The following is a 20932-nucleotide window of genomic DNA, read 5'->3' as shown; positions in this document are numbered from 1 at the left end:
TGAACATGCCCGTGTTCACCGGGAACAGGGTGGGGCGGAATATATTGCTCCCTCCCACTCTCTCACGGGGCGGGTGCGCTCGTCCCATGCGACGTCCAGGCCGCAGGCAAAAAAACACCGGGCGGTCAATGAAATGAGCCTGGACGGCGAAACTGACAGGGGGCTTCGGCCCCCTTTCTTTTTCATCAGCGAGTCGCACTGGTTGAGCAAGGTATTGCCATTTCACCCCCTGGGTGTCGGACAAGACCGGCCGAGTTGAGATCTGATGATTTGGCCAAGCGGCAGACCGCATATGGAAAGCGTCGAATCGCGCGGGCTTTGGCGCGAATTGCTATGTCATCGGTCAGGTTGGTGACACAGGGCAATGATTGGGTGTTTCTGATGCCTGTCCGGACGCAATAACCCCCTCAATTCAATCAGGAGTATCCATAATGAAACCGAACAAAGTAGCCGTTGTCGCAGCAATCGCATTTGGGCTGCCCGTCGTGGCCTTCGCCCAATCAGGAGCGGATGCCAACGGCGATGGCGTTCTGACCATAGATGAAGTTCAGGCGGTTGTGCCTGAAATGGATGCCGATGGCTTCTCGCAACTGGATGCAAACGGGGACGGGGCGCTGGATCAGGCCGAGATTGCAGCAGCCCAAGAAGCAGGCTTGCTGCCCGCAAGCAACGGCTGATCCTGCATTGCATCCAAACGGCGGCCCGAGGCACTTCGGGCCGCCACTTTTGTTTTCAATGTGTTACGCGGGCAAGTGAATGTGAAACTTGGCGCGCAATTCTGCATCCAGCAGCGGGTCGAACCGGGCCGGCGAAGGATTTGAAAGGATTTCCTCTTTGCGGGCTGTGGCCTTTTCCAGCAGATCGGGCTTGCCCAGTTCAGACCATTCCTTAGGTGAAGTTCGATCCCCGAGTGTCGGATAAACGTAATCCACCTGCATCCGGCTGAGCGTCGCGTCCGTGCCCAGGTAGTGTCCGGGCCCACCCAGACAGACCTCGGCGATCTGATCCAGCGCCAGTGTGTCGTCGTTAACTTCGATCCCACGGACGCAGCGAAGAGCCTGACCAATCAGGTCGTCGCTGAGGATCAGGCTTTCAAAGCAGAACCCAAGAAGCGAGGAATGCATACCGGCAGATTCATAAACCATGTTCAGTCCCGACAATCCGGCCATGACGTTCGAGCACATCTGTTCCCACCCGGCTTGCATGTCGGGCAGTTTGGAATCTGATGCCCCCGCAGCAGCGCCACCGGGCAGGCCGTAAAATTTGTGCATCTGAGCACAACCGGCACTCAGTAAGGCCTGTTCGCCAGACCCCACCGACATCGCGCCGGTCCGCAAGTCCAGACCAAAGGGCCAGGTGCCAAAAATCGCGGGTGCACCGGGCTTTACGGCATTTACGTAAACCAGCCCCGCAAGGCATTCGGCAGTGGCTTGGGTGATGGCACCTGCAACCGTTGATGGTGCAGTTGCTCCAGCCATACCGGCTGACAGCAGCAGCACCGGCATCCCGGCCTTGATGCATTCTTCCATCACTTCGCAGCTTTCGGTTGCGAATTTCATGGGGGGAACGACGAAGCAGTTCGAGTTGGAAACAAAAGGCCGTTCGCGCCATTTGTCTTCTCCTCCCGCGATCATGTGCAGCATTTCCATCGCAGGCGCGACATAGCTGGGATCGGTGAAGGAAGTACCGATGTGTTTGTACGTTCCCGAACAGCACGCATAGATCGTGTTCAGGTCCATTTCCTGATTGTCCAGAATGTCACGACACACCATAGGGCGTTGTACAAAATGGATATTTTCCAGATTTTCGCAGATTCGGGACGCGTCATGCAGATCCTGAACCGTCGAATCGCGATATTCGCGCCCATGCACGTCGACCATGTGCACAGCAGCACCCGCCGTGCCATAGTGGACGCGGTGGCCTGACAGCTCCAGATCGGTCTTTCCATCGCGGCTGTACAGGGTGACCGAGCGGTTGGCCTTGGCCAGCATGTCCTCGACCAGCGCGCGGGGAAACCGGATGCGGCCGTCATCGCCCAGTATGCAGCCCGCTCCAACCAGATAGTCGATACCGCTTTGCGGTGCGTCGGCCAGACCGATGGTTTCCAACGCGGTCAATGCGGCGTTATGAATACGCTCCATATCCTGTTGACTGAGAGGTTTGTATGTGCCGCCCTCCATGCCGGGGCGTACAGGGCGCAGATGTTCGGGCAGGGCTGCGGCCCGTGCCGCACGGCGCGCAGAGCGCCCGCCGCTACGAGAAGAGCTTCGGGATTGATCGTTCATGAGAGTGTTCCGAATTTTTGAACTTGAAGAGGTGGTGAATTCTCAACAAGAAAAAGGGCGACCACGCGCAGCGCGCCCGCGGTCGGCACCGATGGTACGGCTTACCAAACGGATCTTCCAAAAATCGCCGTGCATTCGGCCCCTCTAACATTCTCCGGTCTAGATTGGCATCTTGTCCGGATTCGATCTGTTCTGTTTGCGACCTGAGTTCAGTTGTTTTTTGGGCAACGGAATCAACGCTGATCCAACAGCGTTCCTAACTTGAGTTTTAACGATTTTTCGAGCGATTGAGAGCGCTTGTGATCAGTGCAAAAGCATGCGTACCAAAGATTTTTTCCCGTATGACGAGAATTTTGCTATACTCACTTCACATTCGTTAGAGAAGGGCATCCGTTAGGTTGAAGCATTCAAGATGTTATTCCATATCAATTACTAAGGTCCGGGCTGTTCTACCGATCGAAATGGTCTGGTTGTTTCCGATTTTCGGAGTCGCAATATGGCAAAGTTGATTTCAGTATTGGTGGCCTTTTCGGTTCTCGTTTCGACCCCGGCGTGGGCTGAGGACTGGACCGGGCCATATGCTGGTTTCAGCTTTGGATATTCCGATGCGGATGGGCCGGGTGGTCTTGGCGGTAGCGGAACAAATTTTGGCCCGCATATCGGGTATGACTATGATTTCGGTAGCCTTGTTCTGGGTGGAGAGCTGGAATTCAACTGGAATGATCTGGATTTGGGAACAGGCGGCGGCAGCATCGACGATATCACGCGTCTGAAGCTGAGGGGCGGATATGATTTCGGTCCGGCACTTGGATACGTGGTTGTTGGTGCCGCACGTGCTGGCGCTTCGGGTGACAGCGATACTGCCGCGGTTTACGGGATCGGCGTCGCCTATCCGGTAAACGACCGATTTGTCATCAGCGGTGAGGCGTTGCGCCAGAACTTCAGTGATCTGAACGGACAATCCGGCGACGCCGATACCAACACATTCAATCTCAGGACGACCTTCAGGTTCTGACAGAACGCTCGACGGCTCATCCGCTACTCTGCAGCGTGCTGGTCGGCCAGACCTGCAGCAAAGTCGCACAGTGTTTGCAATGCAGTGGCAAATGCATCGTCTTCAATTGTCATGGCGACGCGGACGTGTCCGGCAGCAGACGTTCCAAAACTTTCGCCGGGCATTACCGCGATTGAGTGTTGGTCCAACAGCGCATTTGCGAACTCGTCGCCGCTGAGGCCAGTGGCCCGCACGTTCAGCATCAGATACATCGCGCCCCCTGCCGGAATAAGTCCGACGGTGTTTTGACGCGAAAGGATGCCCATGGCCAATGCGCGCCGACGACGAAATGGTTCGGCGATGGTTTTTTCTAAATCGGTGCCGGTGCTGAGCGCATAACTGGCTGCATCCTGAACAAATCCCGGAACGCCGTATGTGGTGTGCGTGGCAAGGTTGATCAGATGCTCGATAATCTCCTCGGGTCCAACGATCCAGCCACAGCGCGACCCGGTCATTGCGTGTGATTTCGACATAGAACCAACAACCAGGGTCCGCTCGGTCATGCCGGGCAACGCGCGGGGTGAAATGTGCTCGCCTTCCCAAATTTGCGTGTCGTAAACTTCGTCCGAGATCAGCCACAAGTCGCGTTTTCGGCAAACCTCGGCGATGCCTTCCAACGTTTCACGCGGATACACGACCCCTGTGGGGTTGTTCGGTGAGTTGATCAAAAGCGAAACGGCGCCATCCGCAGCACTGTCGATGTCGGCAGGTTGCGGTAAAAAGGCATTTTTTGCCCGGGTGGGAACGGCCTTGGCAATAGCTCCGACCCCGCGAATGGTGCCGGGATAGGTCGCGTAATACGGATCAAGATACAACGCTGTATCGCCTGCGTCGCAGGCAGCCATGTGTGCCGCGAAAAGGGCAGCCTGACCACCGGATGTGATCAAAACATTGTCGCGCTTCGTCGGAACCCCGGTCCGTGTCTGAACGCGCGCGGCCACAGTGTCGCGCAGCAAGGCCGTACCCGGAACCATCGCATACCCGGTGTGGCCGCCGCGGGCTGACGCATCCATCGCTGCCAGAATGGAGGGATCGGTACGAACGTCATGTTCACCAATCGTCAACTCCGTCACGGCGATGCCTTCGGATTTCATCCGGCGTGCACGATAAAACACCTCCCAGCCGTCTGATCCCCCGCTGGTCAGGTTTGTGATGCGATGCGACAGTTTCATCACTGGACTCCTTGGAACGTTCCAGCGCGGAGAGGGGCAGACGGATGACAGTTTGTCAATCAACTTCGCGGCGGCAAAGTCGCCTTTATCTTTTTCGTCAGAGATGCCCGTACGATGTCATACGATGAGACCACCCGATGCCGGATTTCTTCCTCGTCCGTACCCCATGGCAGGCGAAGCCAGCTGCGATGAAAATAGGGCGCTTTTGTTCCGACACCTGCGTCGACTAGCATCTGTGCGGTTTCAATATCGGGCGTCTTCACCGACACGCCGTCATTTGCTGTACCGATGCAGGCAAACATCTTACCTCCAACTTTCCATGCATCATGACCACCACCCCATGGGTCCGAAACTTCGGCCCCGGGGAGTGTTTTGCAAATTGAATTCACTATCTCTCGGCTCATTCATTCAGTTTGCACGGGTTCAACGATCACTCAAGCCTTGGCGTTGGTGCGGGCTCGTGATATGGCGGTTGGCATGAATCGGATGACTTGCATCATTATCTGCTGCATTTCCTGCTGAACTTTCAAGCGGGCCGGTTTCTTTCGTTTTCATCTCTGAGACAAGTTGCTAAGCCCGCGTCAACGCGCAAGCCCATGGCTTAAGGACCTGACCGATGACGACGATCAAGCTGCACAACACCCGGACCCGGACGAAAGAGGATTTCGTTCCAATCGATGCTGAAAATGTCCGGATGTATGTCTGCGGACCGACCGTTTATGACCGGGCGCATTTGGGAAATGCGCGGCCTGTCGTGGTCTTCGATGTTCTCAACCGATTGCTGCGCCACGTCTATGGCGCGGATCATGTGACCTATGTGCGCAATTTCACTGACGTGGATGACAAGATCAACGCGCGCGCAGCCGAAAGCGGACGGCCAATCAGCGATATCACCGCCGAAACCACGCAGTGGTTTCTGGATGATATGGGGCAACTTGGTGCGCTTGAGCCGGATCATATGCCGCGCGCCACGCAATATATCGAGCAGATGATCGCGATGATCGAAATTCTGATCGATAAGGGTCACGCCTATGCCGCCGAGGGTCACGTTCTTTTTGCAGTGGATTCGTGGAAAGAAAAATACGGAAAGCTATCCGGTCGTTCCGTCGATGACATGATTGCCGGTGCGCGGGTCGAAGTTGCGCCCTACAAAAAGAACCCGATGGACTTTGTTCTGTGGAAACCCTCGACGGATGACCTGCCGGGATGGGATTCGCCATGGGGCAGGGGCCGTCCGGGCTGGCACATCGAATGCTCGGCCATGGCATATGAGCTGCTGGGTGAGAGTTTTGACATCCACGGCGGCGGTAATGACCTGATGTTCCCGCATCACGAGAACGAGATAGCGCAAAGCTGCTGCGCGCACCCGCATGGCGAGTTCGCCAAAGTCTGGATGCACAATGAGATGCTACAGGTCGAAGGCAAGAAGATGTCCAAATCGCTGGGCAACTTCTTCACCGTGCACGATCTGTTGGAGCAGGGCGTGCCGGGCGAGGTGATCCGCTTCGTATTCCTGCAAACACATTATCGGAAACCGATGGACTGGACCGAAAAGAAAGCGCGCGAAGCCGAGGCAACCTTGCGAAAGTGGCGGGCGCTGACAGCGGGCATCGAACCCGCTGCCAACGCGTCGCCCGCCGTCATCGCTGCGCTGGCCGATGATCTGAACACTGCGGGCGCCATCACGGAACTGCACCGTTTGGCGGCGGATGGCGATCTTGCGGGCCTGTTGGCGGGCGCGCAGTTGCTTGGCTTGTTGTCAGAAGGGTTGGGCGCGTGGGCTGAAACTGCTGAACTGGATTTGTCTTCGCATGAAGAGAAACTTGCAAGCGCCCGGGCAATTGCCATGGAAAGCAAGGACTTCGCCGAAGTGGATAGGTTAAAGGCTGCGTATCTGGAAGCCGGTCTGGAGGTTCGCATGAGCAAATCAGGTGTGGAGCTGGTTCCAGGCCCCGGATTCGACGCCGCAAAGCTGGAGGCGGTCTGATGGTATTGGAAAATCAGTCAAAGGAACGCCTCTATCTCTACGACACCACGCTGCGGGACGGGCAGCAGACGCAAGGCGTGCAGTTCTCGACCGCTGAGAAGGCGCAGATCACGCAGGCATTGGACGAGTTGGGCGTTGACTATGTCGAAGGCGGCTGGCCCGGTGCGAACCCGACCGACAGCGCATTTTTTGACGCGGCACCGGCAACGAAGGCGCGCCTAACCGCTTTCGGCATGACCAAGCGATCGGGGCGGTCGGCGGAAAACGACGATGTGCTGGCTGCGGTAATGAATGCCGGTACACAGGCAATCTGTCTGGTCGGCAAAGCGCATGACTACCATGTCACGCAGGCGCTTGGCATCCCGTTGGAGGAAAATGTCGAGAATATCCGAGCCTCGATGGCCCATATCACCAGTCAGGGGCGTGAGGCGTTGTTCGATGCCGAGCATTTCTTTGACGGTTACAAGGACAACCCGGAATACGCCATTGCAACCTGCCGTGCCGCGCTGGATGCGGGCGCGCGGTGGGTGGTTTTGTGCGACACCAATGGGGGCGTTTTGCCTGCCGAGGTCGGGCGGATCGTGCGCGATGTTATTGCCGCCGGACTGCCGGGTGATCGACTGGGCATCCACTGCCACAACGACACCGAGCAGGCGGTAGCTTGTTCGCTTGCCGCAGTCGATGCGGGTGCGCGGCAGATTCAGGGCACTTTGAACGGGCTGGGCGAGCGATGTGGCAACGCGAACCTGACAGCGCTGATCCCGACGTTGTTGTTGAAGGAACCTTATGCGTCGCAATTCAATATCGGTGTAAGCCGCGAAGCTCTGTCCGGGCTAACACGTATCAGCCGGATGTTGGACGATATCCTGAACCGCGTACCAAGCAAGCAGGCGGCGTATGTGGGCGCCTCGGCCTTTGCGCACAAGGCGGGCCTGCACGCCAGTGCCATCCTGAAGGATCCGACAACCTATGAACATGTTGAACCATCAACTGTAGGTAACAGCCGCATTATCCCCATGTCGAACCAAGCGGGTCAGTCGAACCTACGCAACCGGCTGGCTGAGGCGGGAATTGTGGTCGAAAAGGGCGATCCGGCTCTGGGGCGCATTCTTGAGCGGATCAAGGTGCGCGAGGGTGAGGGGTATTCCTATGACACCGCTCAGGCCTCGTTCGAATTGCTTGCGCGGGATGAACTGGGCCAGTTACCGCAGTTCTTCGAGGTCAAGCGGTACAAGGTGACGGTCGAGCGGCGCAAGAACAAGTACAACAAGATGGTCAGCCTGTCCGAGGCGGTCGTCGTGGTGAAGGTGGATGGCGAGAAAAAACTGTCTGTCAGTGAATCGCTGGATGACAGCGGAAGCGATCGCGGTCCTGTGAATGCTCTGGCCAAGGCGCTGGCCAAGGATCTGGGGCGATATTCAGAAGTGCTAGATGACATGCATCTGGTGGACTTTAAGGTCCGCATAACTCAGGGCGGGACCGAAGCCGTCACGCGCGTCATCATCGACAGCGAGGACGGTACAGGACGGCGATGGTCTACTGTTGGCGTCAGTGCGAACATAGTTGACGCGTCATTTGAGGCTCTGCTGGACGCAATTCAATGGAAACTGGTGCGCGATTGCGGGGCACAGGCCACAGCGGCGGAATAGCGGTGCAGTTCGACGATGACTTAAGAGCTTGTGCCGAGCTGGTGCAACGGGCCGACCCCGATAGGTTTCTTGCCACCATGGCGGCCCCGGTTGCAGCCCGGGCCGTTCTGTTTCCGTTGTATGCCCTGAATGTCGAAGTTGCGCGGGCGCCATGGGTTACACAAGAGCCGATGATTGCCGAAATGCGGCTGCAGTGGTGGCGCGATGCCTTGCAGGAGATCGCCGAAGGAAAGACAATTAGGCGGCATCAGGTTGTAACGCCACTTGCACAGGTTCTTTCCTCTCATCTTGCCGGAAAGCTAGATGAATATGTCGCCGTAAGGCGTTGGGATATATACAAAGAACCCTTTGAGAATAGCGAGCATTTCGACAATTACATCGACCAGAGTTCGGGCACTTTGACACTGGTTGCCGCACAGGCGATGGGTGTGTCAGAGGAAAGCGTTCTGCGGGATTTTGGCTATGCGTTGGGCGTTGCAAACTGGCTTCGTGCAATTCCGGAATTGGAAGCGCGAGGTCGAATTCCGCTTTTGGACGGAACACAGGACGGTGTTCGTCAATTGGCAGGCAAGGCCATGGAGCGATTGGCGCGCGCCCGTTCAAAGCGCACCTTGATAAGTGCTGAATCACGGCCTGCGATGTATTGTGGCTGGCAAACCGGTGAGATCCTGCGCCAAGCGACCGCAGACCCCTTAAGGGTGTCGGGCGGGACGCTGGGTCAAAGCGAATTTCGCCGCCGCGTGGATCTGATGGCGCGTGTAGTGACGGGGCGGTGGTAGGTCGGCCGTCAGGCTTCCTTCGGGCGCATCGTCAGCCACATCAGGGCTCCGCCTGCCAGTGTCAGCAACGGAACCATCGCCAGATTGACCGCCGTCCATCCCTCGACTGGTGAACCGCCCGAGCAGTTCATCAACCCGCCAGAGGCCAGCGACGCCATCGTCACCCCACCAAACACCAGAAGGTCGTTCAGGCCTTGCATCCTGCCGCGTTCGTGAATCTCATGCTCGCTGGCCAGCATTGTGGTTGCTCCGATGAATCCGAAATTCCAGCCAATGCCCAACAAAATCAGCGCAATAAAGAAGTTTCCAAGCTCAACACCTTGCAGCGCAACGACGCCCGCACCCGCCAAAATGGCCAGTCCAAGGGCAACGATTTTTTCGACCCCGAACCGGGCGATCAGGTGGCCGGTGAAGAAACTGGGGACGTACATTGCCAGCACATGGCTTGTAACGACATCGGCCGCGTCACCTTCGGTATAACCGCAGCCGACGACGGCCAGTGGAGTTGATGTCATCACCAGGTTCATCAGCGCATACGAGACCATCGCACAGATGATGGCGACTGCGATACGCGGGGTTTTGAGTAATTCCAGACGACTCCGCCCTTTAGGCGCGTCGGCCTGAGGGCGAGGAGGTTTAGGGATATCGAGGAAAAAGAACAGTCCTGACCCCACGACATTGACCGCGATCACCGCAAAATACGTGCCGAGAAATGGAATCACGTAAGATTGCGAGGTCAGCTTGACGATCTGAGGACCGATGATAGCAGCCGCCAGACCACCCGCCATGACATACGAAATTGCCTTGGGGCGAAACTCGTCCGAGGCTGTATCTGCAGCGGCAAAGCGGTAAAATCCGTGTGCGCTCATGTAGATGCCGGTCAGCAGGCTGCCCAGCAGAAATATTGGGAACGACCCGAGGTACAGGCCATAAGCGCCCACCATGCCACCGAGTGCCCCCGCCGTGGCACCCACCAGAAATCCGGTGCGCCGTCCCCATCTTTGCATGATGGCTGAGATCGGAGTGGCGGCCAGCATTGAGCCAAGGACAATCAGCGATATCGGCAGGGTGGCAAGACAGGGATTAGTTGCCAGCGACTGTCCGGCCAGCCCGCCAACCGTGAAAATCATCGGCATCTGCGCGCCGAGAATGGCTTGCGCAGCAACCAGAACGGCAACGTTGCGTTTGGCCTGACTGTTGTCGGGGGCGGTCGAGATCATCGTCATGCACGCATGGGTATCGGTGAATTCATTTGCGCACAAGCGGGTTGCATATGCGGCAAAGGGGCCTAACGTGCAGGCATCCACGGAAGGGGGGAATATGTCCGTAGGTCGGATTATCGAGACACCGGATTGCGTGACCGAAGGCGCCACGTGGCTGGCGGGTGCCTGCCCGCGCATGGCCTATGCGATGGAACAAACCGGCCCCTTACCGTTGCGACGTCGACCGGACGGATTTGCGCAATTGCTCAGCGCGATCGTCAGTCAGCAGGTCAGCGTCGCGTCGGCCAATGCCATCTGGAAAAGGATGCAGGATGCAAAACTGACCGGGCCTCGAAAAATTATGTGGGCCACGGACGAGGATTTGCGAGCTGTTGGACTGAGCCGACAAAAAATACGATATGCACGGGCGTTGGCTGAGGCTCGTATAGATTACAAAGCGTTACGAGATGCTTCTGACAAAGAGGTCGTCGCGATCCTCACTGAGGTGCCGGGAATTGGCGTCTGGACCGCTGAAATCTATGCGATGTTTTCTCTTGGCCGTGCGGATGTCATCGCACCGGGCGATTTGGCCCTGCAAGAGGCGGCGCGCGTTCTCTACGATTTGCCAAAACGCCCCACCGACAAGGAACTGCGGCAAATGGCCGAAGCATGGTCACCTTGGCGTTCGGTTGCGGCCCGCGTCCTGTGGGCCTATTACCGCGTGGCCAAGGACAGGGAAGGGATCAGATGACAAGGGTTTTGAACGCGCTCCGGAAAGAACCGGTTTCGGGCGACACGCGCTCGGTCGTGGTATTCGTGCACGGTTATGGTGCCAACGGGGCGGACCTGCTGGGGTTGGCCGATGTGCTAGGTGAACATCTGCCTGACACACTGTTTGTTGCCCCCGATGCGCCTGAGCAAATTTCCGGTATGCCTAACGGGTTTCAGTGGTTCCCGATTCCGTGGATCGATGGCTCATCCGAGGAAGAGGCCCGTCGAGGCATGGAAATGGCTGTTGAAGACTTCAATGCCTTTCTTGATGCCCTGATGGTCGATGAAGATGTGCTGCCGGAACAGGTTGTTCTGTTCGGATTCTCGCAGGGCACAATGATGAGCCTGTTCGTCGCCCCACGTCGCGAAGACCCAGTGGCTGGCATCGTCGCGTTTTCCGGGCGTTTGCTGGAACCGGACCTGTTGGCTGATGAGGTAGTCAGCCGGATGCCAATTTTGCTGGTGCATGGCGATGCCGATGATGTGGTACCGCCCCAATCGCTGCCGGAAGCCGCTGAGGCCCTGCAGACTGCTGGTTTCAAAGAAGTTTATGCGCATGTCATGAAAGGCACAGGGCACGGCATAGCACCTGATGGGCTGAGCGTGGCGCTGGCATTTATGCGTGACAAATTGAGCCTCTGAGCATGATCGCTGTCCGCCCGATGATGCGCGAGGATGTGGCGGATGCTTGCTGCATCCTCAACCAGATCATTGCCATTGGCGGAACAACGGCGTTTGAGATCCCGTTCTCGGAACCTCTGTTCGCACAGAGTTATCTGGGTGGGGCAGACAAGATTTGCTGTAACGTTGTGTTGGATGAGCAGGGTGAAGTGGCGGGATTTCAATGGCTTGGCATACATGAAGCACTGCCCGATGATTGCGCGGACATCGCCACCTTCACCAGACGTGATCCAGTCCTGAAAGGGGCAGGGCGCGCATTGTTTTCTGAGACAGTCAAGGCGGCAACTTCGTTGGGATTTCAATCGATCAACGCCACAATCCGCGCCGATAACGCACCAGGCTTGAGTTACTATGACAAGATGGGATTTCGGGATGTGTCAATCGCTTACGGCGTACCGCTTCGCGACGGGACCCCGGTGAATCGGATTTCGAAGCGGTTCAACCTGCGTTAATCCCACAGATGCCCCTCGGCGAATTCGACCGAGTTGCCGGCAGGGTCGCGGACATACAACGACCTTACGCCACCGGGCCAGTCGAATTCGGCATCAAGCGGAATGTTCCAGTCCAATAGATGTTTGCGCATGATTGCGATCTCATCCCGAGACAGAACAAGGCAAACATGCCCTGCACCGCGAGCTCCGTGCGGGGGAACGGGCAGATCGGGGTTATTCGGCGGTTGTTCTGTTTGGTCCGGGTTGAACAGCAACAGGACCGAGCTGCCGACCCGATAAAAAACGTGTCGGTTCTCGACGCGCTGTATTTGGGTCAGCCCTAGAATTTCGCCATAAAACCGCTCGGCGGCATCCAGATCGTCCACATAGAGGGCAGCTTCCAGAATGGCGGAAGGGGCCGGTATGTCCGGTGTGACCTTCATGCATTCAGTTTAGCCACTGTAACGCCTTCTGTCACCGGCGGGGGCGTCGGTCGCGTTTGCGCTGAGGTGCGCTGTTCAGATTCGGCAGCGGAAGGCTTTCCCATTGACCGGGTTGCAGCCCATCCAGTGACCAGTCGCCAATACGTGCGCGGATCAGGCGTAGTGTAGGGTGGCCCACAGCGGCCGTCATCCGGCGCACCTGGCGGTTGCGTCCTTCGCGCAACGTCAGTTCGATCCAGCTATCGGGAACCGTATTGCGCACTCTGATTGGTGGTACACGTTCCCACAGATCAGGTGGCTCATCCATGAGTTGCACTTTGGCGGGGCGGGTCAGACCGTCTTTTAGCTCGACACCTTTTCGTAAAGCGTTAAGTGCAGCAGCATCAGGTTCACCTTCGATCTGAACCCAATAGGTCTTGGCCATTTTGTGCTTCGGGTCCGAGATTTGCGCCTGCAGGCGCCCGTCGTCTGTAAGCAGCATCAAACCCTCGCTATCCCGATCCAGACGACCAGCCGGATATACGCCAGGCAGGTCGATAAAATCCGACAACGTAGGACGTGGCGAATCCGAATTTGCCCGGTCAGTGAACTGGGGTAGGACATCATAGGGTTTGTTGAAACGGATAAGCCAGGACATGAAACCGCCATAGCCCGTTGAAGGGCCACAGTGCAACCTGTGGATAACTGTCACGTATCTGTTACGGATTCGGCTTACCCAGTCTTCGACATATTGTGTAAACTCAGGGCTTGTCAGAGTTTTACCACGATATATAGTCATAGTAAGACCGGGGCGGGTGCTCCCCGCTCTGATGTCACAAAAGGGCAGTACAGAGCGAGGAGAGATTCTGTAATGGACGGAGATTTCAGGACTGAATTTGTCAGAGAGCCGGGTGCGCTTAAACATCATCCGGCGTTGGTTCTGAATGCTGACTACCGCCCACTTTCGTATTATCCGCTATCTCTCTGGCCCTGGCAGGAGGCGATCAAGGCTGCATGGCTGGATCGCGTGGACATCGTTGCCGAATATGACGAAGTAGTCCGCAGCCCCAGCACTCAGATACGAATACCGTCGGTCGTTGTTCTGAAAGACTATGTAAAACCCAGAAAGCGCGTGGCCTTCACGCGCTTTAATTTATTTCTGCGGGACGAATTCTGCTGTCAGTATTGCGGCAGCAGGGGGGATCTAACCTTTGACCATGTTGTCCCTCGCGCGGCGGGCGGCGTAACAAGCTGGCAGAACGTTGTTGCGGCTTGCAGCCCCTGCAATCTTCGCAAGGGCTCAAAGTCGTTGCGACAGGCTGGAATGGCCTTACGCAAACCGCCGAGGCAGCCCGAAGCAGAAGAACTGCAAAATGTGGGCCGCAAATTCCCGCCCAACCACCTGCATGAGAGCTGGATGGACTTTTTGTACTGGGATGCTGAACTGGACGCGCAGTAGCTTCAGTTACTTTTCCAGGCTGCGATCCACACAAGAACCAAGCCCATTGAAACCAGCGCATTCCAACCGGCCATCGACACTCCAAACAATTCCCACGGAATTTCGTCGCATCTGACCAGCGGCGCCGCCAATATCTGATCCATTAACTGTTTCGGTGTCAGTCCGCCAATATCACCGGACGTGCATGTGGACGGGCCTTCCCACCAGCCACGTTCCACACCTGCGTGAAACAGCCCCACCGCAGCGGTGGTCAGCGCAGCAAGCGCGCCCAGAGCGGGCAAAATCCGGAGTTTCGGCACCGCCAGCGCGACAACGCCGATGACGGTGGCGGCTGCATGCGGATAACGCTGCCAGATACACATCTTGCACGGCGCAAGACCACCTAGGTATTGAAACCCCCACGCGCTCAGCAACATCGCGGCAGAACCCAGCGCCGCAAGCATAACCAGCTTATTTCGATTTGTCATAGGTATCGTACCACCGCGAAGCCTCCGATCAAGAGGACGATGAAGACTGTAAAGACCAAGCCCAGACGCTTTTCAATGAAGTCGCGGATAGGCTCTCCGAAACCCCAGAGCAATCCTGCGACAACGAAGAACCGGAGTGCTCGGGCCAGGATCGAAGTCGCGACAAATGTTCCAAGTGGCATTCCGGTCCACCCGGACATGATCGTGATGACCTTGTAGGGGAATGGCGTTACCCCGGCGGTTAGAACAGCCCAGAACCCAAAGTCGTTAAAACGCTCATTGAATTCTTCCATAGCGTGCGCCTTGCCCATCGACTCGAGGATGGGCTGGCCGACGCTTTCATAGAAAAACGCCCCGATCGCATATCCCAAAAGCCCGCCCAGAACCGACGCGACCAAAGCGACGGTCGCTATCAACCACGCTTTGGACGGACGGGCGAGAATCATTGGAATCATCAGCACGTCCGGAGGAATCGGAAAAAATGAACTTTCGACAAAAGCGACGACAGCCAACGCCCACATGGCGTGTGGATGCTCGGCCAGACGAATCGTCCGGTCATAAAGTGCTCGCAACATCTGAAGCGCAATCCTTGAAACTGTTGCGTTAAGCCAAATCATGAGGTCAGCAAAGCGTCAACCACTCTGGATCGAAATCAGGTCTGAATTCTGTGCTTTTGCCTCTGGACCTTACTGCCTGTGGGCGCTAATCCAGTGGTCGTGGCCCAAGTGGCGGAATGGTAGACGCAGGGGATTCAAAATCCAAGGCGCACCCACTTAAAGACATTCCCGCTTGTGCAGATAATCCACGCTCACTCCACGGAAAACGCCGGTAAAGCTCAAGTTTTTATGGGTTTCAATGGCTCTCCTAGAACCGGGAAAGTCCCGCCAATGCAACTTTCCCGCATGTGCAGGTCACCGAATACAGTGACTTGGATAGAGAGTGTCCGTCACAGGTTGTTGGCGAGCGGCTGGTCACCCAATGTCACTCTCGCGTCACCGATGGTGACAAAGTGACGTTGTAGCAATTTGAGTAAATTTAGATGCCGCTTGATACCTCAATCTAAGAAAGATGAGTCGCGCGCTGAGTACTCGACCTTTGGTTGATCGCCCACAATTGTACGGGCAAGAATAAAGACCATTGGAACAGGGAGGAGCAGTCCTTCGGGCGGCTTTTTAGAGGTATTCAAATTGGAAAGAAATTCGGAACACCTGCGGACGATATGGAAGCAATCGGCCACGCCGGTCATTTTACGGCGAACAGGGAAGGGCGAATTACTAAGAATGCGAACTCCGGGTGGCATATTTGACGACCGGTGGCTTACACCCGCTGGATCAATGGTCAGATGGCCGATAAACAATTTATGGTCAAAATCGCACATGGCGTTGATCTCTCCGTTTACCCGGTCCCGGAAACCTTTGCGGGTGATGCTCTGAGATAAGTGAGCTTGGGGGGTGGGAATGGTATCATTCGGATAGGGTGTTTGAGACTTCGACCGGCCCTCGATCCAACGGTTCCCAGTCTGAGTCGATTTCCCAGGGCGGCGGTAAGTCCAGCGGCCAAGGTGTGCCAGTCTTCTGAGGGATCGCGCCAGATTGGCAAATGAATTCTGCGCGAAGTTCATCTTCTGATGCGAATTCGTCAACAAACGTCTCAACCAGTATATGCCACGATTTTGGCTCTTTCGCCCAGCAGGAGGGGATGAATAAGGGCTGTCCTGTGTCAGGGTTCAGTTGGTCGGGTAATAGAGTGTGCGAGTTTCCGACTAGCGACAAAAGGCGGTCTTGTGTAAAGTCGAGGCTCCCTCTGAAATCCGTAAAATGGGCAGGTGAAACGTTAACCGCACCGTCCCATTTTACGGATTTCATCAGTGCGCCTTGTAGATTCACCCCTTCCATCTCCGCGCTGCGTAGATCCACACCTTCCATCTGCGCGCGCCTTAGATTTGCCCCTTCCATCTGCGCGCCGCTTAGATCCGCCCCTTTCATCCGTGCGTCTTGTAGATTCACCCCTTCCATCTCCGTGAGGAATAGATCCGCCCCTTCCAACTGCGCGCTGCTTAGGTCCGCGCCTTTCAATTGCGCGCCGCTTAAATCCGCCCCTTCCATCTGCGCGAGGAATAGTTTCGCTCCTACCAACCGTGCGTTGCGTAGATTCGCCCCTTCCATCTGCGCGAGGACTAGATTCGCCCCTTCCATCTGCGCGAGGACTAGATTCGCCCCTTCCATCTGCGCGCTGTTTAGATCCGCCCCTTTCAATTGCGCGCCGCTTAGATTCACACCTTTCATTTGCGCGCCGCGTAGATCCGCCCCTTCCATCTGAGCGCCGCTTAGATCTACCCCTTCCATCTGTGCGAGGACTAGATTCGCCCCTTCCATCTGCGCGCCGCGTAAATCCGCCCTCGGCAACACGGCATTCGCCATATCAGCATTGCGGAAATCCGAGTTGCGCGGGGACCAACGTTCCAACGTTCTCAGTTTCGCCAGCCGTTCGGTTTTCCAAGCTCGATTGAATTGCGTTTCAAGATCTAAAAAAAATCCTGCGCATTTGGCTTGCGAAGTATAGCGATCTTGGTCGCACCATTTTTTGCGCGCGGTATTGTTGTGTTCTTTGAGAAAGCTATCATGCTCAGTTGGCCCGCAAATCTCCGGATCAATGCCTTGTTGGGCACACCATTGAATGCGAAATTGTCGTCGATTGTCCTCGTAACCTAGCCAGTTTGCAGGAATAGACACGAACTCGACCTCCCTCAAATCAGCCGACGCAATCTGAAGGGCATAAGGATTTGCGCCATCGTTAGGGGATAAAGGCTCAGCCAAGAGCCCAATCTCAACTAAAACGCGATATGTCCCCGAATGGGCTTTTTCGGTCGCTACGCGAAGTAGCCCTAGTCGCTCAGGTCCGTCGGTTTTTATGACAGTTAAGGATAATGCTGGGAGCACAATAATTAAAGTTGGGACAATAGCCATCAGGTGCCACCACCCGCCTCGGTAGGTCCAGCCATAGCGCAATCGTGTGATGGCTGTGAATAGGCTCGACAGCATGGTCATTGTTGTTAACGTGAAGAGAAGCGCATTGAAAATTGAAAACCCAAGTTCGTGAGCGGGCCAATAACGTACCCAGAAATATCCGATCACAACTGGGCCGACGGCAAAGACCAGCAGGAAAGTCACAATATGTGATAGCCAATCCATCGGACGGCGGTGAAATGCGTTGTCCCGGCGAAGCGCAAGCCCGAGATCGTTGATTAGCCAAGGAGTGACCTGCAGCGATAACGCCTCACCCTTTGGTCGCGGCGGAGCCTCAGCCAGGGCTTCCCACAATTTCAGGAGATAGAGATGCAGGTAAACAAATAGTGCGGTACCGAGAACTGGACCGAAGATAAAGAAATCTCGGGTCGGTATATCGACTCCAACCAGTGGCAGTGTCGTTTGACGGCTTTCAATAAAGAAATCGGCGTCCTGAACCCCCAAGAGAGTGATACCAGCAAAGGACAAGTATGCCAGAAGACCGAACCAATTGGTCCGCGCAATCTTTGATAGCTCATTAATCCGGTCAATCGCGGAAGTGTCCGGAGACTTGGGACGATTTATGTAAACTCGGCGGCGCATGAAATATCTCTAAATACCAGCATATTATCGTGAATACACGCATCGCGCAATTTTGGCATTTCGGTCAAGCTAGTAAAGGACTTGTTTGGTGCACCGATTGGTGGTGAAACCACCATAGGTTCAAAAGCCATTCGGTCACATAGCATCGATCTCAAACTTCGTGCGCTTGACGTATCTATGAGCAGGATAAACTCTGCTGCCTGCATTGCAAATGTACTGAAATGGGACGCCGGTAATAGAAGTATCGCATGGGCAGCAAACCTGCGTTCAAAACGCGCCAGATGGACATGACTGTCATGTCGTTCCGCTCATTATTACCGTCTATACGAAGCAGCTTCTGGCTGGCGTTAACGCCCGTGATTGGGAAGCCTTCTCGGCTGCTATGACGTCCATGTTCTTCGGGGACCTGTTCTATGTAGGTCAACAGGTTCTCAACGCGCAGGGCCGACCGGACAAGGAAGAATGGCTGAAGGAACGCCTCTCGACCGCATCCATCGGTAAGGCTGCCTTCCAACGTGCTGCGTTCTCGTCCTTCATACCCATGGGTGTGGACTTCGTGTGGGGCTTCGGAGGTGGTGAACCTGTCTTCGACTACCGTTCCAGCGGCCTTCGCAGTGGCGGCGGTCTAATGAACTCTTTCATGTCCAATCCAACTTTTGATCTAGCACGGAAAGCTCAGAGGGCAGGGCAGGGCGTCACAGCAGCTTTCCTCAACCCGAACTATGACTTCAGTCCGCGGGACTGGAAGGCATTGACCTCGACGTTCTTCTTCCAGAACGCATTTATAGTCCGCATCGGACTACATATGATGGGTTCGGGTCTTCCTCGCTACTCGCGTTGAGCAACTGGTGGCCGCCTTCGGGTGGTCACCGCCAAATTGTTTCAGTAAACTCGTTCAAGGACAGCCATATTGGAGGACATTTTATGGTTGAGCGACGGGAATTTGACACGATAGCCTTGCAGCAAAGTGCATTGACCTCGCGGCTTGTGGAGGAAACAGATAAGCTGACTAGAATGAACGTCTATCTTCAGATTGCAGGAGGCGCTGGTGCTACAATCACTTTTGTTGCCTTGCTTATTTTGATCTTAAAGATGTGGTACTAATACTGCGACCGAAACAGCGGTAAGCGTTTCTAACGGTGGCCGTTGGCCTCTACATTTACAGACCCTATTGACGACCCCTGACGGGTCGCCTAAACGACAACCTTAGTGCCCTTCTGGTGGAATGGTAGACACGAGAGATTCAAAATCTCTTGCCCGCAAGGGCGTCCCGGTTCGAGTCCGGGGAAGGGCACCATCTTGCTTTCAGACGTAGAGAAAAACCTCAACCCCTCGTAAGGTAGGGTAATTTCTCCGGTTCGAAGTCCCTCTTTCCGCATGTGACCAACGGTGCTGAAATCGCCAACGCAACCAATTGCTTTTGAAAAAGTAATCCCGCTGAACTCCCGTTTGTTATCAACCCGAGGCTTGCCGTGCGACTTCGGGAAAAAAGGGGTGAGCTTGGCTATCTGCTCGGTGGTCAGTCAATAAAGGTCGCACATATCTCCGCTCCGTTTTTAGAGCCGTGAAACACGGAGCGAAGCGAAAATCAATGTATCCTGACCCTAGCCAAAAACCGACAAATGATGTCAGTTACAAGCGGATTCTGCGTCGTGATGTCGGTAAACTAGCCATATACTCCTCCAGAAACTCTTCCGGAATCTCCTCATCCACAAATTCCCTTGGCATAGGTGTCCGAGTTTTTAGCTTCGGAAGTGGCAATAATTTGTACTTCATAGAGTTCGTACTTGCCTTTTCGTGGGCCGAACTTGCTTCCACATCCCGAAGATCATCGTCTTGGTATCGATGAATAAATCTATTGAACAGGTCATCGTGATTTGGATCGTAGAACTTCAAATTCATTGAAAATGCATAGTAAATGGCGTCGTTTCCTCTGGCGGTCGCGCTTACTAAGATTGGAAGCAAGTCGTCCGTTAGCTCTGCTTTCTCAATGGCCTTAAGAGCAGCAAGTATTTCCCAACAATAACTGTCCCTGTAGGCGCTCATGATCTCGTTGGTGAAACGCAATCCACGCCGTGCCAGTTCGGCTGCGCGTTGGTTTTCTGCTTCGCCCAAACGCTCCATAGCGTTCAAGGCAGATCTAATTCGAGTTTTGTGAATTGTCGTTTCGTCGCTAAAATTTCCCGGATTGATTACTCCGCCTGAACGAACGATTTCAATCAGCCGAAACGCTCTATCTTCAAGTGTTCTTTTCGTGAGTTCATTTTCGGTCGCAGTGTTTAGGCTTGCTTGAAGGTTGAGTGTTTGTTGGGCAAGATTCCGTTCCTCTCGTACGAGTTTCAGTTCCTTCCGTTGGTGAAGCATTGCTACAAAGAGCCCTAAGTAGGCCGTTCCGGTGAACACCGAAGTGACAAAACCGAATGAATCACCGAATTCACCAGTACCCCAACCACCTTGGCCCGTGTAAGTGAATTGCGCGTTTGCCAAAAACAGTGTGGCCAATAGCAACCCGAAACCTGCTATTCCTACTATCGCGAAAAAGACGTACAGCGTCGTCAGAAACAACGACTCGCGTTCGTCAGAAGATTGCGTGCTTTCAGTGTCTTCAGATGGATTGTCTGGTGTCATTTTGGTTTTCGGGATTGATGGTTGCAATGTATGGAAGGTGCCGTTGCGGTAGATCAGTTTCGGTGATCGAGTCGATAACCCAAAGTCCACCTGTTCAACGCAATGTAGGTTTTAGGCGCTCACCAGTGTTCGGCTAATTGAACCAAATGCGAGCTAGTTGGAGAGCGCGCTGTAGAATCTGGTGTTCATATTGGAAGCGAGGTTAAGGTAGGTAATATCCGCACACATAAACGGTGAAGCGTCATTCACCTCTAAAAATGAGGGAATAAGGTTCTTTCCTGAAATGTCACTAATTTGCCAAGGTTCAAATCGGATGGGGCAGCCAACAACTGCATTG

General features: G+C 55.2%; 21 protein-coding genes, 1 tRNA gene and 1 pseudogene. 11 read left to right on the top strand and 12 right to left on the bottom strand.

The window, feature by feature from the left end; all coding sequences use genetic code 11:
* Positions 1 to 431 precede the first annotated feature (431 nt).
* Positions 432 to 677, top strand: coding sequence for an EF-hand domain-containing protein (locus ACR0NA_RS04065; protein ID WP_170655742.1), 246 nt, complete (start codon positions 432 to 434; stop codon positions 675 to 677).
* Between the two features lie 63 nt (positions 678 to 740).
* On the opposite strand, the gene ACR0NA_RS04060 is transcribed toward ACR0NA_RS04065, so the two are convergent.
* Positions 741 to 2285: a trimethylamine methyltransferase family protein gene (locus tag ACR0NA_RS04060; RefSeq protein ID WP_480726275.1), complete on the bottom strand. Its 1545-nt coding sequence runs from the start codon at positions 2283 to 2285 to the stop codon at positions 741 to 743.
* A 496-nt stretch (positions 2286 to 2781) separates the two neighbouring features.
* Here ACR0NA_RS04060 and ACR0NA_RS04055 point away from each other — a divergent pair, with 496 nt between their 5' ends.
* Entirely contained in the window at positions 2782 to 3300 is a 519-nt protein-coding gene (locus tag ACR0NA_RS04055; RefSeq protein ID WP_480449436.1) for an outer membrane protein, read from the top strand.
* A 23-nt stretch (positions 3301 to 3323) separates the two neighbouring features.
* On the opposite strand, the gene ACR0NA_RS04050 is transcribed toward ACR0NA_RS04055, so the two are convergent.
* Together ACR0NA_RS04050 and ACR0NA_RS04045 are read right to left on the bottom strand one after the other, a co-directional pair.
* Positions 3324 to 4511 (bottom strand): pyridoxal phosphate-dependent aminotransferase, encoded by a 1188-nt coding sequence (locus ACR0NA_RS04050; RefSeq protein ID WP_480726272.1) that lies wholly within the window; start codon positions 4509 to 4511, stop codon positions 3324 to 3326.
* 59 nt (positions 4512 to 4570) lie between these two features.
* Complete coding sequence (locus ACR0NA_RS04045) at positions 4571 to 4915, bottom strand: MmcQ/YjbR family DNA-binding protein (RefSeq protein WP_480726270.1); 345 nt, start codon at positions 4913 to 4915, stop codon at positions 4571 to 4573.
* 212 nt (positions 4916 to 5127) lie between these two features.
* Between ACR0NA_RS04045 and cysS the strand changes: the two genes are divergently transcribed.
* The 3 genes from cysS to ACR0NA_RS04030 are packed head-to-tail and all read left to right on the top strand — an operon-like array spanning position 5128 to position 8926.
* Positions 5128 to 6498: a cysteine--tRNA ligase gene (gene cysS, locus ACR0NA_RS04040; protein ID WP_480726268.1), complete on the top strand. Its 1371-nt coding sequence runs from the start codon at positions 5128 to 5130 to the stop codon at positions 6496 to 6498.
* A complete protein-coding gene (cimA, locus tag ACR0NA_RS04035; protein ID WP_480726266.1) occupies positions 6498 to 8147 on the top strand; it encodes a citramalate synthase in 1650 nt (549 codons plus the stop codon). The genes cysS and cimA overlap by 1 nt, the downstream gene beginning before the upstream one ends.
* The gene (locus tag ACR0NA_RS04030; RefSeq protein WP_480726264.1) at positions 8099 to 8926 is read left to right on the top strand and encodes a phytoene/squalene synthase family protein; all 828 of its coding nucleotides are present in this window, start codon (positions 8099 to 8101) and stop codon (positions 8924 to 8926) included. The genes cimA and ACR0NA_RS04030 overlap by 49 nt, the downstream gene beginning before the upstream one ends.
* 8 nt (positions 8927 to 8934) lie before the next feature.
* Here ACR0NA_RS04030 and ACR0NA_RS04025 read toward each other — a convergent pair whose 3' ends face one another.
* Entirely contained in the window at positions 8935 to 10146 is a 1212-nt protein-coding gene (locus ACR0NA_RS04025) for an MFS transporter (RefSeq protein WP_480726970.1), read from the bottom strand.
* 100 nt (positions 10147 to 10246) lie between these two features.
* Here ACR0NA_RS04025 and ACR0NA_RS04020 point away from each other — a divergent pair, with 100 nt between their 5' ends.
* Genes ACR0NA_RS04020 through ACR0NA_RS04010 form a run of 3 tightly spaced genes read left to right on the top strand, consistent with a single transcriptional unit; the run spans position 10247 to position 12032 of the window.
* Complete coding sequence (locus ACR0NA_RS04020) at positions 10247 to 10879, top strand: DNA-3-methyladenine glycosylase family protein (protein WP_480726262.1); 633 nt, start codon at positions 10247 to 10249, stop codon at positions 10877 to 10879.
* On the top strand, positions 10876 to 11541 hold the full coding sequence (locus ACR0NA_RS04015) for an alpha/beta hydrolase (RefSeq protein WP_480726260.1): 666 nt from the start codon (positions 10876 to 10878) through the stop codon (positions 11539 to 11541). Before ACR0NA_RS04020 ends, ACR0NA_RS04015 begins: the two co-directional genes overlap by 4 nt.
* 2 nt (positions 11542 to 11543) lie before the next feature.
* Positions 11544 to 12032: an N-acetyltransferase family protein gene (locus ACR0NA_RS04010; RefSeq protein ID WP_480726258.1), complete on the top strand. Its 489-nt coding sequence runs from the start codon at positions 11544 to 11546 to the stop codon at positions 12030 to 12032.
* Here ACR0NA_RS04010 and ACR0NA_RS04005 read toward each other — a convergent pair.
* Positions 12029 to 12454 carry a VOC family protein gene (locus tag ACR0NA_RS04005; RefSeq protein ID WP_480726255.1) on the bottom strand — a complete coding sequence of 142 codons (426 nt, stop codon included), beginning with the start codon at positions 12452 to 12454 and terminating at the stop codon, positions 12029 to 12031. The two genes, ACR0NA_RS04010 and ACR0NA_RS04005, sit on opposite strands and share 4 nt — an antisense overlap.
* A gap of 31 nt (positions 12455 to 12485) precedes the next feature.
* Positions 12486 to 13091: an rRNA large subunit pseudouridine synthase E gene (locus ACR0NA_RS04000; RefSeq protein ID WP_480726252.1), complete on the bottom strand. Its 606-nt coding sequence runs from the start codon at positions 13089 to 13091 to the stop codon at positions 12486 to 12488.
* A 213-nt stretch (positions 13092 to 13304) separates the two neighbouring features.
* Between ACR0NA_RS04000 and ACR0NA_RS03995 the strand changes: the two genes are divergently transcribed.
* Positions 13305 to 13892 carry an HNH endonuclease gene (locus ACR0NA_RS03995; protein ID WP_170655718.1) on the top strand — a complete coding sequence of 196 codons (588 nt, stop codon included), beginning with the start codon at positions 13305 to 13307 and terminating at the stop codon, positions 13890 to 13892.
* A gap of 2 nt (positions 13893 to 13894) precedes the next feature.
* Here ACR0NA_RS03995 and ACR0NA_RS03990 read toward each other — a convergent pair whose 3' ends face one another.
* The 4 genes from ACR0NA_RS03990 to ACR0NA_RS03975 form a co-directional block, all read right to left on the bottom strand.
* Complete coding sequence (locus tag ACR0NA_RS03990; RefSeq protein WP_480726249.1) at positions 13895 to 14359, bottom strand: disulfide bond formation protein B; 465 nt, start codon at positions 14357 to 14359, stop codon at positions 13895 to 13897.
* Positions 14356 to 14934 (bottom strand): YqaA family protein, encoded by a 579-nt coding sequence (locus ACR0NA_RS03985; protein WP_170655714.1) that lies wholly within the window; start codon positions 14932 to 14934, stop codon positions 14356 to 14358. The genes ACR0NA_RS03990 and ACR0NA_RS03985 overlap by 4 nt, the downstream gene beginning before the upstream one ends.
* Before the next feature lie 479 nt (positions 14935 to 15413).
* Entirely contained in the window at positions 15414 to 15737 is a 324-nt protein-coding gene (locus tag ACR0NA_RS03980) for a hypothetical protein (RefSeq protein ID WP_480726244.1), read from the bottom strand.
* Between the two features lie 85 nt (positions 15738 to 15822).
* Positions 15823 to 17967, bottom strand: coding sequence for a pentapeptide repeat-containing protein (locus tag ACR0NA_RS03975; protein ID WP_480726240.1), 2145 nt, complete (start codon positions 17965 to 17967; stop codon positions 15823 to 15825).
* A gap of 382 nt (positions 17968 to 18349) precedes the next feature.
* On the opposite strand from ACR0NA_RS03975, the gene ACR0NA_RS03970 reads away from it, so the two are divergent.
* A complete protein-coding gene (locus tag ACR0NA_RS03970) occupies positions 18350 to 18808 on the top strand; it encodes a hypothetical protein (protein WP_480726237.1) in 459 nt (152 codons plus the stop codon).
* Positions 18809 to 19178: 370 nt separating this feature from the next.
* A tRNA-Leu gene (locus ACR0NA_RS03965) sits at positions 19179 to 19264 on the top strand.
* Positions 19265 to 19368: 104 nt separating this feature from the next.
* On the opposite strand, the pseudogene ACR0NA_RS03960 reads toward ACR0NA_RS03965, so the two are convergent.
* Positions 19369 to 19490: pseudogene (locus tag ACR0NA_RS03960) on the bottom strand (IS5/IS1182 family transposase); the annotation flags it as partial.
* Positions 19491 to 19599: 109 nt separating this feature from the next.
* A complete protein-coding gene (locus ACR0NA_RS03955; protein WP_480726235.1) occupies positions 19600 to 20595 on the bottom strand; it encodes a hypothetical protein in 996 nt (331 codons plus the stop codon).
* Positions 20596 to 20932: the final 337 nt, after the last annotated feature.

It is taken from the genome of Ruegeria sp. C11 (assembly GCF_056537725.1).
This window is presented reverse-complemented; position numbering and strand designations above follow the sequence as displayed.

Bases quoted from the DNA above. Each gene is read 5' to 3' on its own strand.
- ACR0NA_RS03955 (WP_480726235.1), bottom strand. From the start codon at position 20,595: ATGACACCAGACAATCCATCTGAAGACACTGAAAGCACGCAATCTTCT.
- ACR0NA_RS04005 (WP_480726255.1), bottom strand. From the start codon at position 12,454: ATGAAGGTCACACCGGACATACCGGCCCCTTCCGCCATTCTGGAAGCT.
- ACR0NA_RS04045 (WP_480726270.1), bottom strand. From the start codon at position 4,915: ATGAGCCGAGAGATAGTGAATTCAATTTGCAAAACACTCCCCGGGGCC.
- cysS (WP_480726268.1), top strand. From the start codon at position 5,128: ATGACGACGATCAAGCTGCACAACACCCGGACCCGGACGAAAGAGGAT.
- ACR0NA_RS04030 (WP_480726264.1), top strand. From the start codon at position 8,099: ATGGAAACTGGTGCGCGATTGCGGGGCACAGGCCACAGCGGCGGAATA.
- ACR0NA_RS03985 (WP_170655714.1), bottom strand. From the start codon at position 14,934: ATGTTGCGAGCACTTTATGACCGGACGATTCGTCTGGCCGAGCATCCA.
- ACR0NA_RS03975 (WP_480726240.1), bottom strand. From the start codon at position 17,967: ATGCGCCGCCGAGTTTACATAAATCGTCCCAAGTCTCCGGACACTTCC.
- ACR0NA_RS04000 (WP_480726252.1), bottom strand. From the start codon at position 13,091: ATGTCCTGGCTTATCCGTTTCAACAAACCCTATGATGTCCTACCCCAG.
- ACR0NA_RS04020 (WP_480726262.1), top strand. From the start codon at position 10,247: ATGTCCGTAGGTCGGATTATCGAGACACCGGATTGCGTGACCGAAGGC.
- ACR0NA_RS03970 (WP_480726237.1), top strand. From the start codon at position 18,350: ATGACGTCCATGTTCTTCGGGGACCTGTTCTATGTAGGTCAACAGGTT.
- ACR0NA_RS04025 (WP_480726970.1), bottom strand. From the start codon at position 10,146: ATGATCTCGACCGCCCCCGACAACAGTCAGGCCAAACGCAACGTTGCC.
- ACR0NA_RS04015 (WP_480726260.1), top strand. From the start codon at position 10,876: ATGACAAGGGTTTTGAACGCGCTCCGGAAAGAACCGGTTTCGGGCGAC.
- ACR0NA_RS03980 (WP_480726244.1), bottom strand. From the start codon at position 15,737: ATGTGCGATTTTGACCATAAATTGTTTATCGGCCATCTGACCATTGAT.
- ACR0NA_RS04055 (WP_480449436.1), top strand. From the start codon at position 2,782: ATGGCAAAGTTGATTTCAGTATTGGTGGCCTTTTCGGTTCTCGTTTCG.
- ACR0NA_RS04065 (WP_170655742.1), top strand. From the start codon at position 432: ATGAAACCGAACAAAGTAGCCGTTGTCGCAGCAATCGCATTTGGGCTG.
- ACR0NA_RS04060 (WP_480726275.1), bottom strand. From the start codon at position 2,285: ATGAACGATCAATCCCGAAGCTCTTCTCGTAGCGGCGGGCGCTCTGCG.
- ACR0NA_RS04010 (WP_480726258.1), top strand. From the start codon at position 11,544: ATGATCGCTGTCCGCCCGATGATGCGCGAGGATGTGGCGGATGCTTGC.
- ACR0NA_RS04050 (WP_480726272.1), bottom strand. From the start codon at position 4,511: ATGAAACTGTCGCATCGCATCACAAACCTGACCAGCGGGGGATCAGAC.
- ACR0NA_RS03995 (WP_170655718.1), top strand. From the start codon at position 13,305: ATGGACGGAGATTTCAGGACTGAATTTGTCAGAGAGCCGGGTGCGCTT.
- ACR0NA_RS03990 (WP_480726249.1), bottom strand. From the start codon at position 14,359: ATGACAAATCGAAATAAGCTGGTTATGCTTGCGGCGCTGGGTTCTGCC.
- cimA (WP_480726266.1), top strand. From the start codon at position 6,498: ATGGTATTGGAAAATCAGTCAAAGGAACGCCTCTATCTCTACGACACC.